Source organism: Paenibacillus sp. GYB003, assembly GCF_036577625.1.
Classification (GTDB): Bacteria; Bacillota; Bacilli; order Paenibacillales; family NBRC-103111; genus Paenibacillus_AB.
In genome coordinates this window covers 12656-27435 of record NZ_JARBDC010000086.1, presented here as the reverse complement: position 1 = coordinate 27435, position 14780 = coordinate 12656, and the positions used below count along the sequence as shown (strand labels likewise).

The window sequence follows — 14780 nt, the reverse complement described above, 5'->3', positions numbered from 1 at the left end:
GCAGCAGCAAATTGACGATTCCGAGCGCGATTCCCCAGGATGTCGGCCCTCCCGCCCACAGCAGAGCGGCGATCAAAACGAGGGCGGCAAGCCAGAGAAGAAATTTGCGCCATTTGATCCACCGATATCTCCTCATGGCTTCACTTCCTATATGAACGAATGGATGATTCTATTATGAATCATATACTCGCGCATCCCGAATGATCAATATGCTCCGCGAACAATTCTTTTTGTGAATGTTTACACCATGTTTTGGGAAAAAGCCCGTTTATACGCTGCGCGAACGGGGATGCTGGCCGAGGCGCCGCAGCGTCTCGGCGCCGATCGGAGCGCCCGCCTGCTTCAGCGCCATCAGCACCGCGCCGGCGACGGGAGAAAACGCCGGGTCCGCAAGCCGGTACCGTTTGTTGCGGCCGGCCGACAATTCCGCGGCCAGCTTTTCCCTGAAATAGGGGCTTCGGACGACGCTGCCGATCAACGAGACGGCCACGTCCGGCCCGGAGAAGTAGGCGGCGAGCATTTCCACGCCGACTACGATTTGATCGGCGGCGCGGTCGCAGACGGTCCGGGCGAGCCGGCTGCCGTGCAGCGCCGCTTCGGTGATCGCCGGAGCGAGCTCGGCGAATTTCCGGTTGCGTTCCCGATGGTCGTCCGCAAAGCCTTGCAGCGCCAGACTCGCAAGCTCCGGGGCGGAGTCCAGTCCCCAATGCGCGACCAGCTGCCGCGCAAGCGTCCGGTCGCTTTCGTCCACGCGGCCGGCCAGCAATTCGAACGTCGCGTCGTAGGCGAGAAACCGGGCGGCGCTCGCCGCGTAATGCCGCAAATCGTAGTTGCGGACCGGGCGTCCCTCCTCGGTAACGGCGAACAGGATCGAGCCGGTGCCGGAGATGACGATAATTCCCGGCTCGGACAGCAGGGCGCCGCTATGGGCGACGACCGCGTCGTTGACGTGCCATTTCGGGCAGTCCAGCCCTTCCACCTCCGTCAGCGGCACGACCCATTCCAAATCGGACTCGGAATCGTAGCCGGCGATTCCGGCCGTCAATGCCTTTACGCGGCCCGCTTGTCTTCCCGCCTGTCTCAGCGCCTCCGCGATCGCTTGGCGGACGTTTTGCCGCGCCTGCAAATCTTTGTTGATCGACGACGCCCCGTTCTCTTCATAGGCGAGCACGTTTCCTTCCAAATCCGCGACCATCACCCGCGTATGGGTGCCGCCCCCGTCAATCCCGATCACGACCTCGTTCGATGCGAACGTCATGGCGATCTCCCCTTTTCCCGTATTTATCCGGCGGCGGCATATCCGCCGCTTCTTCCATTGCTTCGTCGCGGCTACCGTCCCCGTTTCCGCTCCGTTCCTTCCAGACGAGCTCGCGGTAAACGCCGCCCGCTTGCAGCAGCTCGTCGTGACTTCCGCTCTCGGCGAGCCGACCGCGATCGAGAACGAAGATGACGTCGGCGTTCCGAACGGTCGACAGCCGATGCGCGATCGTGATCGTCGTGCGTCCTTCCCGCAGGCGATCCAGCCGCTCCTGCACCAACCGTTCGGTTTCCAGATCGAGCGACGAAGTCGCTTCGTCGAGCAGCAGCAGCTCCGGATCGCGCAGCAGCGCCCGCGCCAGCGCAAGCCGCTGCCGCTGCCCGCCGGACAGCGTCACGCCGCGCTCGCCGATCACCGTATCGTAGCCTTCCGGCAATCCGGCGATGAAGTCGTGAATGTGCATCGCCTTGCATGTTTCCGTCAGCTTCTCCTCCGGGACGCCGTCCAGGCCAAGCAAAAGATTCGTGCGGATCGTATCCGGCAGCAAATACGGTTCCTGGAACACGATGGCGACCCGTTTCATCCATTCGTCTCTCGCCCAATCCGCAATCGGTGCGCCATTGACGAGCAAGCGGCCGGAATCGGGCTCGAAATAGCGTACGAGCAAGCCGGCGATCGTCGATTTGCCGCCGCCGCTCGTGCCGACAAACGCGACTTTGCGGCCGACCGGGATGTCGAGGTCGATGCCGCGCAGCACCGGCTCCCGGTCGTCGCCGTACGCGAACGTGACGCGATCGAACCGGATGCTTGCAACCGGTCCGTCGAGCCGCCTTCCTTCCGTTCCGATCGCTTCGCCTTCCAAAAAGCCGCGCAGCCGCTCGACGGACGCCATTTTGCCGGATAACCCGAGCGCATATTGATACAGGCCGTGGAAAGAGTCGATAAACCGGCTCGTAAACTGAAATGTGATGACGAACATCCCGAGCGACAAAGCCCCGTCGAGCACCAAAATTCCTCCGTAAAGCAGGACGAGCAGAACGGCGCCCCAGCGCAGCGGATCGCTGACGAGCGATTGCTTGTTGACGAGCTTGCCTTCGCGCATGACGCTGGCGTAGTAGTTGCCGTACAGCTTGTAGTAGTTGGCCGCTTCCCATGCTTGCCGGTGAAAGGCGACGACTTCCCGCGTCGACGAAACTCCTTCCTCCATATGGACGAGCAGCGCGGACCGCGTCCGGTTCACTTCGGAGGCAGCCTGCTTTCGGCCTGCGGCGAACGTTTTGCCGAGCGCGACATACAGCAGGGCGGCGGCGGCGACAGCCAGCAGAAGCGCCGGACTGGCCGCGTATATGACGAAAACGAGAACGATGACGTTCGTGCCTTGTTGAAACAGCCGGGGCAGCTCCCCGCCGGCCATCGTCGCCGCCGTCTGCAAATCGTTCGAGAAATGATACACATAGCTCGCCGTTCGTTCTTTCTGCAAAACGCCGATCGGGATTCGGTGCAAACGGTTCATCAGCTCCTGCGCCAGCCGTCGGCGGACGCGCGCGACCGAATGATGAAGCGTATGCGGGCCGAACGTGAACAGCAGCGCATACATGGCGTACGAGGCGGCGATCAACAGCAAGGTCGGCCAAAACCGGTCGGCCCGTCCCTCGATCAGCACGTCGTCGATCATCGTTTGCTGCAGGCCGACCTGCGCGAGATACGACAGCGATTCCAGCGTCATAAGCAGCGAGGCGAGCAGCAGCAGCCCTTTCACCTTGCCCGCCCGGCTCACGATCCAGCGTATGTTAGACACGGGCGGAAGCCCCCTCTCTCGCCTCGGAGCCTTCGACCAGTCGGCGGAACGGTCCGGACGCCCGCATCAGCTCGGCATAAGTGCCGTATTCGACGATTCGGCCGTTCTCCACGACGGCGATCGCGTCGAAATGGTCGACCGTGGACAACCGATGCGCCACGGCGATGACGGTCCGCCCTTCGAGCAGCCGGTCGAGCGCCGACTGCACTTCCCGTTCGCTTGCGTTGTCGAGCGCCGACGTCGCTTCGTCGAGCAGGACGACGGCCGGGTTTTTCGCGAACATCCGGGCGATCGCGATGCGCTGCTTTTGCCCGCCCGAAAGCTTGACGCCGCGCTCGCCGACCGGCGTATCGTAGCCGTTCGGAAGCTTGACGATGAAATCGTGGGCGTGCGCCGCTTCGGCGGCCGCGACGACTTCCTCGTCGGTCGCGTCCGGCCGGCCGAAGCGAATGTTTTCTTTTATCGAGGCGCCGAATAAGTACGTTTCCTGAAAGACGAAGCCTAACGATTGCCGCAGCGTTCCGAGCGGCAGCTCCCGGATCGGGACGCCGTCCAGCTCGATGCGCCCCGCATCCGGATCGTAAAACCGGCCGATCAGCTTCAGCGCCGTCGATTTGCCGCACCCGCTATGGCCGACGAGCGCGACGCGCCGACCTTGCCGGACGGTCAGTTCGAAGCCGCGCAGCACGGGCGCGTCCGGACCGTAGCCGAATTCGACCCCCGCAAAGCGGATTTCACCTTTGACCGCATGAAGCGTCCGCGGCCGTTCCGGCTCGGCCGTTTGCGGCGACTGTCGCATGAACGCGTACAGCTTCTCGGCCTGGTACATCAGTACCTTTTGCTCGGTAATGTTGGTCACGACCGACGTCAATCGGTGCATCGCCGTGAAATAATACAGCAAAAACGAGACGAACGCCCCGATCGTCAGCCGATCCGCGCCGATCAAATAATAGCCGTAGCCGAAAACGGCGACGGCCCCGGCGTAATACGTCAGCCGACGGTTCGTGCCGCGCAAATACGCGTACCAATACGTGCGGATCATGCTTCGGTTGTACGCGTCGACATTGTCCAAATATCGCTCCGTATCCCACCGCTCCGCCGAGTACGCGCGCAGCTCGGCCGCGGCCGATATGCTTTCGTAAGCTTTCCGGTTTTCGTCGATGCGATGCTGCGACATTTGTTTGCCGCTGACGGACGCTTTCCGTTCGAGGGTCGGTCCGAATATGTAATAAAGCAAAAAACAAGGGATGACGATCAAGGTCAATCCGACGTGGGTAAACAGCATGAGCGCGATGGAAATGACGGAGAACAGCAGGCCGTCGATCATCCAGGGGAAGCCTTGGCGGTACAAATTTTGCACGGCGGCCACCTCCGTGTTCAGAAGCGAAAGCGTCTCGCCGACCGGCGTCCGTTCGAAGTACGCGAAGCCGAGCGCGCGCAGCTTGCCGAATATCGCCAGCTGCAAATCGCGGGCGGCGCGTTCCTGAATCATCCGGCGCAGCATATTTTGCGCCATGTTCGCACCGATCAAAGCGGCGATGATGCACGCGAGCAGCGCCATCGATCGATAAAAGCCGACCCGGTCCGATGCCGGAAGCAGCACGTCGATAAAATGCCGCACGAATCGCGGGATGACGAGCTCCGCCGCCGACACGGCGGCAGCCGCGGCAATAAGCAGCGCCAGCAGAAGCCGATAAGGCTTCAAATACGACAGCGTCCATACGTAAACGGACCAGAGCGATATGCCGGAACGGCTCGTTGCGGCGGGGTTGTTCAACGGATGCACCTGCCTTGCCGAAATGGGGATTGTCACATTTTAGCAAATTCGGCGCAAACGTGTCTATATCAAAATTGATTAAAGAGAAAAGAATGCGGCGCGGGCAATCCGTTACTTTCGAACTATTCCGGAAATAGGTCCGGTTGCTTATTCACCGGGACATGGTATGATTTTCATGTACGTTTCTACTTTTTCGGGAAGGCGAGTGTGATAGTCGGGTGAATTACGCGGAAACGCTGCATCGCAGAAACAAATTAATGGTATGTATCATATGGGGCATGCTCGCTTTGGGGATCGTCGTCGATCTGCTGACGGGAGCGGCGCGGGATTCGGTCGTCGTTTTGCTCGTCGTCGGCACGGCGACTTGCGGCGTCGCGACGATGCTGACCTGGAAACGGTGGCTGGCCGATTACGTGATGTACATGATTGCCTCGATCGTGACCGGTTTGACACTGCTTTTGATTTGGAGCGGACCGGTTATCACGACTTATTTTCTCGTTTTCGTCAATTTGGCGATCATGACGCTGTACACGCATTTTAGGGCGATCGTCTTTTCCGCGCTGCTCGGGGCCGGGCTCACGACGTACATATGGGTCAGTCCGTACAAAGAAGCGGTGTTCGGCGACAACGATCCGGTCACGATGTACATGTACCTGGCCTTTATCGCGGTTCCGCTGCTCGTATCCGCTCTGTTCAGCGAACGGCTGCAGCGGGAAGTGGCCGCGAAGCGCGAGGCGGCCGTCGCCGAGCAGGCGAAGTCCGAGGCGATCGTCGACCGGCTGTCCGCTTCGTTGACGCTGCTGAACGATTTCAGCTCCAAGCTGCGGGAAAACGTAACGTCGACGAGCGCCATTTCCAAAGAAGTGACGGCCTCGTTCGCCGAACTGTCGGCGAGCGCCGAAACGCAGGCGGACAGCGTAGCCGCCATCGGCGAGTCGGTCCGGATCGTCGAGCGGGCGGTCGCCGATTTGGCCGATCGCACGACGGCGATGCAGTCGTTGTCCGCCGGATCGACCCGGCTGACCGACGACGGCGGCGCCATCGCGAAATCGCTGGAGGAGCAGATGCGCCGCGTCCATGAAACGATCGACCGTTCCGTCGCGCTCATGAACGAGCTGAACGAGCAAAACGACCGAATCGTCGACATCGTTTCGACGATCCGGCACATATCGGAGCAAACGCATCTGCTCTCGCTGAACGCGGCGATCGAGGCGGCGCGCGCGGGCGAGTACGGGAAAGGGTTCGTCGTCGTTTCGAGCGAAATCCGCAAGCTGGCCGAAACGTCGCAGCAATCGACGGAACAAATCGTAGCGATATTGGAAACGATTCGAACGAAAACCGATCAGGCGGCGGAACAAATCGCGCTCGGGCAGCGAACGGTCGCGCAAAGCGCGGTCGCCGTCAAGCAAGTCGCCGATGCGTTGACCGCGCTCGCCGGCAACGCGAAGACGGTGGAGCATCAATCCGGGCAGGTGAAACGTTCGGCCGACGATTTGCACGCCCAATATGTGAACATTGCCGGGGAGATGGAGACGATCGCGGGGCTGACGGAACAAAACAGCGCCGCGGTGCAGGAGATGGCGGCCAGCATGACGACGCAGGACGGCCGCATCCGGGAAATCGAGGGAAGCTTTCTGGAGCTGGACAAGCTCGCCGCCGAGTTGAGAACGATGACGGAGCGGCGTTAGCGCTCACGGCGAAGACGCGCGGGACCACCCGCGCGTCTTTTTTTGCTTCGCCTATACCCGCACGCCGCGGCGACGCGTTCAATTGCCCGCGAGCCGCTCCGCGATCAGCTTGTTCGTTTCCTCCGCCGCGTTCCGGAGCATCGTGTTGACGTCCGACACTTTGCCCGTCGCGGCCTGGTTCAACTGGTTCGCCAGCGCCCGCTGCGCCAGCCCGTCGTACGGCGTCAACAAATACGGCGGCGCGTATTTATCCGGAAACATCGCCGCCATATGCAGCTTTCGGCCGTTCAGCCACGGAATTTCCGTCCCGAATATTCGTTTCGCCTCCGGGTCGTTCAGGACGGTCAATATGCCGGCCTTCGACAAATTGAGCAAATGCTCCTTCGACGCCAAGTAAGCGATCACCTGGAACGCTTCCTCCTTATGCTTGCTCGTGCCGGCCAGCGCGTAAATGCTCCCCTGGATGCCGCCGCCCACCCCGGGAAGGTCGGCGAACGTCGGGGCCATGGCGATATCCCAATTGATTTCCCAGCTCGCATTCAGGTCGACCGCCGCCAGCATCATCGCGGCCGTCCCCTGCTTCAAAAACAAGTTCGCGTCGGTCGGCTTGTCGTTGCCCGGAATTTGCAAAAAACGGACGAAGTTGGCGGTAAACGTTTGCCATCTCGGATCCGACGCAAACAGCGATTTGTTCGTCTTCGGATCGACGAACGGCGCGGACAGCTGGTTGAACAGCAGCATATTGCCGATGTTGATAATCGCCCCCTGGTACTGGACGCCGCCGTCGGTGCGGGTCATCTTTTTGGCCAGCTCGTAAAACTCGTCGTAGGTCATGCCGTCCTTCGGGTATGCGACTCCGAACTTATCGAACAAATCTTTGTTGTAATACAGCTTGTATACGCTGAAATTGACGGGCAGCCCGTACAGCGGCCCTCCGGATATGAGCCGCAGGACGTCGATCGCCTCGGGGTACAGCATGTTCAGGTCGTAGCCGTATTTTTTGATCAGATCGCCGACGTCGTACGCCAGCTTCGTTTCCATCAAATACGGGTTGATGTTGACCGTGCCGACATGCATGATGTCGATCGACAGCCCTTTCGTCAGCGCGCCCTGGATCGACATCGTCCCCTTCTCCTCGTCGTCGCTCGAACCGAGCAGGTAATAGTTCAGCTTCAGGTTCGGAAACTTCTTCATCAGCGCATTGCCGTGCTCGCGCATGAACCGCTCCCTGTCGGTCGAACCGAGAAACAGCAGCTCCAAAGGTTCGCCGGGCTTCCCTACGGTCGGGATCGAAGGCGCAGCCGTCTCTCCGCCTTTCCCCGAATCGCCGGAGCCTTTCGAACAGCCCACCGCCGCAAGCATGACTACGATTGCCAAACGGGCAAATTTACCGTACATCGTTTGCTCATCCCCCAATTTGCGAGCTTGTCGCAATGCTTGTTTTTTTGAAGCAAGGTTACGCTGCGGCCGGTTTATGGAGTAAGGTTGCCGATGCGGCGAATGGTTCCATCTGAGAGAACGGTGCTGCTTATCCGCAGTGTATCTCAATGTGATACGCCATAACTCAATTAGCTACAATTTATTATATACATATTCAAATCATAATGTAAACGCATTCTTTACTCGAATTTTCGACAATTAGGTTTCCAAAAGAAAAGCTTTTGATCGAAGCTTCTTCGATGACGTACATCCGTGTTGTGGCGGTAGCTTGTTCTTGGTAAACAATGTCGCCCTTCGCTTTAGTGCTTTAGCGAAGTTAAACATTCTTTATCGATTAGAAACACGTCTATCGGCGGATTTCGAGGATGAGCGCAAATCGTCGGCTTCCGAAACGTAACGGACGCCACGGCGCTTATTTAGCGAAAAAAGGCCGTTTTCCAATCGTAACGGACACCACGGCGCTTATTTGCTCCGTACCGCCATCCAAAAGGGGTTTTTCGCCAAATAGCTGCGCCTGTGTCCGTTAGAATATAAATAAGCCGAAATGAGGCTTATTAGCGGCCGCCATGTCCGTTAGACACTCGGAACTGCCCTGCAGCAGCAGGCTGCAGCTTCCGCCGACGAGCCATGTCCACTCGCAGCTCGCCGGCGCGCCGCCCAAGGGCCCGTCCCGCCTCCGCACCATGCTCGCTCCCCCCGCTCCAAACTCCCGACGGCGCCGGCGCATGTCAACCGAGGCGATATCGCCATTTCCCGCCGCCGGCAGCAGGAAACCCGCTCCGGCTTTGGCGCGTAAGCGAAGCTCATGACGGACTTGTCTTTTCTGCGCCAACCTGGTTGTGCCGAAACGGCAGCGGAGCGGGAAGCGAAACGGAAATGTTCCCGCTATTTTCGGTCGCTTCCCGTTTCCGGGCAAAACAACGGGATAACGTCCCGCTAATTTCGTCCATACCGTGCATTTCGCCGATACAGCGCCATTTTATCGTGAGCTTTTCCCGGTATTTCGACGCGATGCCACTAGGAGAGCGAATTAACGGAAGTTTTCCCGTTCGGTCGATATACGATTCCAACCGCCCGGCAGGACTAGGATACGCCGGACGTGGAAACGAAAGGCGCTGCTCGCCCCATGCTTTGGCGTTCTTTTCGTTTGCAAAACCCTCTATTGCAAACAAAAACGCGGGCCCTCTTCGCCCGCGTTTCGTTGTATGGAATGACGATCGGAATTAGTTTCCTGCCCGGTCACAGGGTCAGCGACGAAAACGGGCGAGGACATCGGCGTTAACCGATCCCTCGCCCTTCCGCATCGTGCGCATACGACCCGATTCATTGCTGCTGCTGAACGGCGGACATGTCCATGTACATGACTTCCCACAGATGGCCGTCGACATCCTGGAAGCTCCGCGTGTACATAAAGCCGTGATCCTGCGGCTCGTTCGACGGCTGCCCGCCGGCGTTCAGCGCCTTGTCGACGATTTCGTCCACCATGTCCCGGCTTTCCGCCGAAATCGCCAATATCGCTTCGGTCGTGCGCGTCGCGTCCGCGATTTCCTTTTTGGTAAACGTTTGGAAGAAGGGCTCCACGAGAAGCATCGCGTAAATATGCTCGCTGATCACCAAGCACGCGGCGTTGTCGTCCGTAAATTGGAGATTGAACTCGAATCCGATCTTGGAGTAAAAATCCATCGATTTCTTCAAATCTTTCACCGGCAAATTGACGAAAATTTGGTTTGCCGTCAGCGCCACTCGTCTTCACCTCGTTAACGGTTTGGAATGCATTCTTATTCTAGCATTTTCCGAACAGCGCCGTTTCTTACGGATTGCTATATTTCGTCGCGTCCGCAGGCGTCTAAAATAGGCGCCTATCCGCGGCCGCCCCGGGGCATTCGCCTATCGCATTCGGGGGCAGACGGCCGTACTTTAAAGCATGCGGAGGTGACGCATTTGCATATAACGAAACATCGGTTGGCCCCACATTCGAAATACGATACGGCGTATTACGTCGTCCGCGGAAACGGCGCCGGAAATACCGTCATGGTTACGGCAGGCGTCCACGGGAACGAAAGCGCGGGCATACGGGCCGCGAACGAAATCGTCGACCTGCTGCGCGGCGGCGCGATCCGCCTACGACGCGGCAAGCTGATCGTCGTACCGGTCGTCAACGCGATCGCCCGCAGGCGGCGCATTCGGGGCAAGCCCGACTTGAATCGCACATTTCCGAAGAAGCGGGGCGACGCGGCGCGCCATCCGCTATCGGCGGCGCTGCTCGCCGTGGCGAAACGCCATAAGCCGGGCTGGTACATCGACCTTCACGAGGCCAACGGATTGTCGAAGCTGAATCCCCGAGCGCTCGGACAAACGCTCCTCGTCAATCCGCGCAGTCCGGCGGTGCGCCCGGCCGGTCGCGTCGTATCGCGAATCAACCGTTCCATCGCGAAACGTTCGCTCCGGTTTACGGTACGGCAAAGGCCGCTGCCGGGCTCTGGCCGCCACGCGGCATACCGCCTATGGAACGCAAAAGCGATTACGGTCGAAACGTGCTGGAGCATGGCGAAGTCGACGCGCGTCCGTTTCCAGACGGACATCGTCCGGGCGTTTTTGCAGGAGGCCCGCTTGGTGTGAGCGATTAGATCGCGATGTCCATTTTGACGGACGGGTGGCAGTCGTAGCCGATCAGCTTGAAATCGTCGATCGTGAAGTCGTCGAAGCGGCGAATGTCGGGATTGATCCAAAGCTGCGGCGCCGGATACGGCTCGCGCCCGATTTGCTCCCGAAGCGGTTCGACGTGCCGTTCGTAGATATGGGCGTCGTTCATATTGAACGTCAGCGTTCCCAGCTCGTACCCCGTCACTTGCGCCACCATGCGCTGCAGGACGTGATATTGGAACACGTTGAGCGGATGCCCGAGCCCGATATCGTTCGACCTGGCGTTCACGATCAAATGCAGCCTGCCCTGCTTGACGAGCCATTGGTTGTTCCAGACGCACGGGTACAGCTCCATTTGGTCCAGATCGTCGATATTCCACAGCGAGATGACATGTCTTCGCGAAGCCGGATTATGGCGAAGCTGGTCGATCAGATGGTCGACCTGATTCGTAATGCGGCCTTTGAGCATGATCGGCTTGCCGAGCTGGTAGCCGTACGCTTTGCCGATATTGTTGTTTTCGTTCGTCCATTCCTTCCACAGCTTCACGTTGTGCTCGTCCAAATACGAGCAGTCGCTCGTCCGCTTCACGTAAAACCAGAGCAGCTCGTGAATGGCGGACTTCCAGGGGACGCGCTTCGTGGTCAATATCGGCACTTCCGAATTGTCGAACCGAACCTGCTTGCAAATCAAGCTTTTCGTATATGCCGCCGTGCCGTCCGCCCATACGGTTCTCACCTGCTGGTCTTTGTCCCATTCCCCGTGCTCCAAAATATCTTCGACCAATTGTTTGTATGTCTCGTCAGCCATTCCCATCGCGATTGCACCTCTGTATCTCGTAATATAAACCGCCGATTATATATTCGGGGAAAACGGGCCGATTCCTCTACGAAGGAAAAAGGGCGAACGTTACGCGAGGGCGCCCGCGGCGGTTCGGCGGGACGGCGGCAGCTGCTCGAGCCGGGAGCAGAACGTCTCCTCGCTCTCCAGGCCGGCCCAATACAGGGTCGCCTCCTTCATCATCCCGGTCAGTTCGCTTTGGCCGATGTTCAAATCGGTGAAAAAATGGAACGTCGGCATCGTCTCGCGAAACAGCGCGAACCGGGGCGGGCGGTACATCGTTTCCGGGCCGATCCATTCCGCGGCCCGCTTGAGGGCCGGCAGGCTGTACGTCTTTTGCCGGATGGCGAGCTGGGCGTCGTACGACGTCAAAAAATCGGCCAGCTTGAGCGCCGCCTCCTTCACCTGGGAATGGCTGCTTACCGCCAGCCCGATGCAGAGCAGCAGCGTCTTCGGCTCCCCGAAATGCGGCACGGGCGCCACGTCGAACGGGACGTCCGCATCCCGCAAATAGTTCAAATGAAAGTAGCTTGTCAGCACGATCGACGACTTGCCCTGCATGAGCAAATTTTCCGCTTCGCCGTTGGCGATGCTTTGCGGCAGCGACGGAAAATGATTGCGAAGCTCGCGGCAAAAACGGAACGCGTCCGCCATCGGCGTCCCGGCGACGCGAATGCGGCCTTCCTCGCCGCGCTCGAACGCCCCGCCGCGCTGGAGCAGCAGCAGCGGCCAACGGTTGGGCGAGCTGAAATGATAATAAAAGCCGAGCCGTTCGTTTTCGACCGCCAGCTTCGCCGAATTGTCGATCAGCTGCTCCCACCGCCAGGAGCTGTCCGGCTCCGGCACGTCCCGCTCGAGAAAATGGTCGCGGTTGTAGCAAAGGATGACCGGCGAGAAAATGAACGGCGAAACGAGCAGCTCGCCGTCGCTTCGGAACGCATCCGTCAAAAACGAATACAGCCCCGGCTTGCACGGCTGCGGCTCCAGGCAGTGCCGGCTGTCTCTTTCCAAAAAATCGCAATATTCGTTGTAGTTCATCGTCACGATGTCGAGCATTTCGCTCTCCATATACTTTTTGACCAAATCGTGGCTGAACGTCGGCAGCGGAATCAGTTCGACCTGAATGTGCGGATACGCCTGTTGAAACATGGCGATCAGCCGGTCGATTTCCGACTCGCGGATGATCGACGAATGGTAGCCGAGCTTCACCTTCGCCCCGCCGCGGTCCGCCGGTCCGGCCACCTTGTTGCCGACACGGGCGATTTTGACGATCAGCCCTTCCTCGACAAGCACGTCCAGCCCTTTGCGCACCGATTGGTTGCTTAGCCCGAACTCCTCGGCAAACGCTTTCTCCGACGGCAAAAATTCGCCGACAGCCCGTTTCCCCGAAACGATCTCGTCCCGCAGCGTATTGATCAGATCGTCCAGTCGCGTTCGAAACGTTTTGCGGCTCTGCCGGCTCTCCATAGGTATGACCTCGCAATCGTCGCATAGTATATTGATATAAACCAGATACAAACCTGTTATCCGATCGTTATCGTATGCTACCGATATTAATGGAACGGACTGCCCCTGTCAATGCGCGCAATCGGTTATAACGAACGGTTCCGGCGGTTGTCCTCGCCCCCGTGGCGAGACTCATTCGGCGTGCGGCTTTGTCTTTCGCGCATCGACGTTCGATCCGGGCCGGCGCCGGACCGTTAAACGAAAGCCGGGGCGTCAGGCGTATCGCCCGCATCCCCGGCTTCCGGCATTCGCGTCTTATTTGCTCTTCTCTTTCTCGACCTCTTTCTTCAGCTGTTCGTCCGCTTCCCTCAGCGCGGAGTTGATGTCCGCCTGATTTGTAGCGACTTTCTGGAACGTATTGGCCATCAGGTTTTGCTGCGTGCCGGCGGCGATATCGACCAAGCCGCTTTGCCGCTTCGGCGTCGGCGCGGCGGGCGGATAAAAGTTGACCGCGTTCATATTTTTTTTGCTGTACAGCGGGTGGCCTTTGCCGAGAGCCGCCTGGATGTCTTTGTTCGTAAGCACGGTCGGAATGCCGTTCCGCGAATCTTCCATCTGGATTTCGTCGGACAGCATCTCCATAATGACCTGGAACGCTTCGTCCTTATGCTTGCTTTGCTGCGTAATCGACCAATACGCCGGACCGCGCTGTCCCATCAGCTTCGGGCCGTCCTTGAATACCGGCGTGGATACGATGTCCCAATTCAGCTCCGGCGGCAATACGAGGTAGATGTTGTGCTGGTTCACCTGCATCGCCACGTTGCCTTTGGAGAAAATGTTGTTTTCGTCCCCGACCGTCTTCGCGATCGCATTGTTCGGGATATCGTAGAACCGTTTCAAATTCGTGAACAATTGGCTCCATCGCTCGAAATTCGACAATCCGTCCGTCTTCGGATCGAGAATCGGATTCGAAAACTGATTGTCGCGCAGCCAAGCCATCGTATTGGCGCTGAAGCCGCGGTATATTTGCTCGCCGTCGACCCTCGTCATTTTGCGCGCCACTTCGTACACTTCGTCCCAGGTCATGCCGTCCTTCGGATACGGCTGGCCGAACTTGTCGAACAAGTCTTTGTTGTAATACAGCACCTGCGGGAAGTACGGAGGAACCGGAAGCCCGTAAACTTCCCCGGTTCTGACGACGTCGACGATTTCCTGCGTGAAGACCGAATTGAACCGCGTCATGTCGTACTTGTTTTTCTTGATCAGGTCCCGCATGTCGTAGGCGAGTCCCAAATCCATATACAGCGTTTTGAGCGTCGGAATATCGGTGCGGATCAAATCGGGAATGTCGCCTTGCGAAACCAGCTCGGTTATTGTCGCTCCCGCCTGATTCGTCCTGTACTTGAACGTGATGTGCGGAAATTTCGTTTCCAGCGTTTTGCGGAACCGGGTATCGAATTCTTGCGGGCTCACCCCGGCCGCATACAGCGACAGCGTAAACGGCTCCTTCTTCGCTTCCGGCGCCGTCCCCGTATCTTTGGTCGTCGCCGAGCTTCCGCCGCACGCGGTCAAGCCGGCCGAAGCGGCGAACAACAGGAGCGCCGAGCCGATCGTTTTTTTGTTCATGCTGCAAATCCCCCTCGTCATCAATTGTTATATTCATAAAGCGTCCGCGTTTGGCGGATGTTCTTTATGCAACCGTTTGCAACAAGGATTGCGGATGCGTTCCGTTAGTCCGCCGGATGATGCTTCGATCGATCCGGATGTATAACAACGCTTTCAAGCCGTCGGGAAGAAACCAGGAAAATCGATCTGATTTGTATGTTTATATCGAGATTTGGCAATCGATTCGAGAGCTTGCCCGTCAGTAATTCACATCTGGTTTACTAAAT

Annotated in this window: 11 protein-coding genes; 2 read left to right on the top strand and 9 right to left on the bottom strand. The window is 58.7% G+C overall.

The window, feature by feature from the left end; genetic code table 11:
* Positions 1-268 precede the first annotated feature (268 nt).
* From PV407_RS27330 to PV407_RS27320, 3 genes are read right to left on the bottom strand one after another with little or no spacing between them, the layout of a single operon-like run.
* Positions 269-1258, bottom strand: coding sequence for a BadF/BadG/BcrA/BcrD ATPase family protein (locus tag PV407_RS27330; RefSeq protein ID WP_332093171.1), 990 nt, complete (start codon positions 1256-1258; stop codon positions 269-271).
* Positions 1221-3056 (bottom strand): ABC transporter ATP-binding protein, encoded by a 1836-nt coding sequence (locus tag PV407_RS27325; protein ID WP_332093170.1) that lies wholly within the window; start codon positions 3054-3056, stop codon positions 1221-1223. The genes PV407_RS27330 and PV407_RS27325 overlap by 38 nt, the downstream gene beginning before the upstream one ends.
* Entirely contained in the window at positions 3049-4833 is a 1785-nt protein-coding gene (locus tag PV407_RS27320; RefSeq protein WP_332093169.1) for an ABC transporter ATP-binding protein, read from the bottom strand. Before PV407_RS27320 ends, PV407_RS27325 begins: the two co-directional genes overlap by 8 nt.
* A 257-nt stretch (positions 4834-5090) precedes the next feature.
* On the opposite strand from PV407_RS27320, the gene PV407_RS27315 reads away from it, so the two are divergent.
* Entirely contained in the window at positions 5091-6521 is a 1431-nt protein-coding gene (locus PV407_RS27315; protein WP_332093168.1) for a methyl-accepting chemotaxis protein, read from the top strand.
* Positions 6522-6599: 78 nt separating this feature from the next.
* Here PV407_RS27315 and PV407_RS27310 read toward each other — a convergent pair whose 3' ends face one another.
* The 3 genes from PV407_RS27310 to PV407_RS27300 all read right to left on the bottom strand — a co-directional run bounded on the left by PV407_RS27310 (position 6600) and on the right by PV407_RS27300 (position 9704).
* Positions 6600-7919 (bottom strand): ABC transporter substrate-binding protein, encoded by a 1320-nt coding sequence (locus PV407_RS27310; protein ID WP_332093167.1) that lies wholly within the window; start codon positions 7917-7919, stop codon positions 6600-6602.
* Positions 7920-8764: 845 nt separating this feature from the next.
* Complete coding sequence (locus PV407_RS27305; RefSeq protein ID WP_332093166.1) at positions 8765-9133, bottom strand: hypothetical protein; 369 nt, start codon at positions 9131-9133, stop codon at positions 8765-8767.
* 151 nt (positions 9134-9284) lie between these two features.
* Complete coding sequence (locus PV407_RS27300) at positions 9285-9704, bottom strand: VOC family protein (protein WP_332093165.1); 420 nt, start codon at positions 9702-9704, stop codon at positions 9285-9287.
* A gap of 189 nt (positions 9705-9893) precedes the next feature.
* On the opposite strand from PV407_RS27300, the gene PV407_RS27295 reads away from it, so the two are divergent.
* Positions 9894-10580, top strand: a complete 687-nt coding sequence (locus PV407_RS27295; RefSeq protein WP_332093164.1) for a succinylglutamate desuccinylase/aspartoacylase family protein — start codon at positions 9894-9896, stop codon at positions 10578-10580.
* Between the two features lie 4 nt (positions 10581-10584).
* Here PV407_RS27295 and thyA read toward each other — a convergent pair whose 3' ends face one another.
* From thyA to PV407_RS27280, 3 genes are all read right to left on the bottom strand, one after another.
* On the bottom strand, positions 10585-11418 hold the full coding sequence (thyA, locus tag PV407_RS27290) for a thymidylate synthase (protein WP_332093163.1): 834 nt from the start codon (positions 11416-11418) through the stop codon (positions 10585-10587).
* A gap of 93 nt (positions 11419-11511) precedes the next feature.
* The gene (locus PV407_RS27285) at positions 11512-12909 is read right to left on the bottom strand and encodes an extracellular solute-binding protein (RefSeq protein ID WP_332093162.1); all 1398 of its coding nucleotides are present in this window, start codon (positions 12907-12909) and stop codon (positions 11512-11514) included.
* A 294-nt stretch (positions 12910-13203) separates the two neighbouring features.
* Positions 13204-14514: an ABC transporter substrate-binding protein gene (locus PV407_RS27280; protein ID WP_332093161.1), complete on the bottom strand. Its 1311-nt coding sequence runs from the start codon at positions 14512-14514 to the stop codon at positions 13204-13206.
* Positions 14515-14780 lie beyond the last annotated feature (266 nt).

Excerpts from the sequence above, each read along its gene's own strand:
- PV407_RS27330 (WP_332093171.1), bottom strand. The coding sequence starts at position 1,258 with ATGACGTTCGCATCGAACGAGGTCGTGATCGGGATTGACGGGGGCGGC.
- PV407_RS27315 (WP_332093168.1), top strand. The coding sequence starts at position 5,091 with ATGGTATGTATCATATGGGGCATGCTCGCTTTGGGGATCGTCGTCGAT.
- PV407_RS27310 (WP_332093167.1), bottom strand. The coding sequence starts at position 7,919 with ATGTACGGTAAATTTGCCCGTTTGGCAATCGTAGTCATGCTTGCGGCG.
- thyA (WP_332093163.1), bottom strand. The coding sequence starts at position 11,418 with ATGGGAATGGCTGACGAGACATACAAACAATTGGTCGAAGATATTTTG.
- PV407_RS27285 (WP_332093162.1), bottom strand. The coding sequence starts at position 12,909 with ATGGAGAGCCGGCAGAGCCGCAAAACGTTTCGAACGCGACTGGACGAT.
- PV407_RS27280 (WP_332093161.1), bottom strand. The coding sequence starts at position 14,514 with ATGAACAAAAAAACGATCGGCTCGGCGCTCCTGTTGTTCGCCGCTTCG.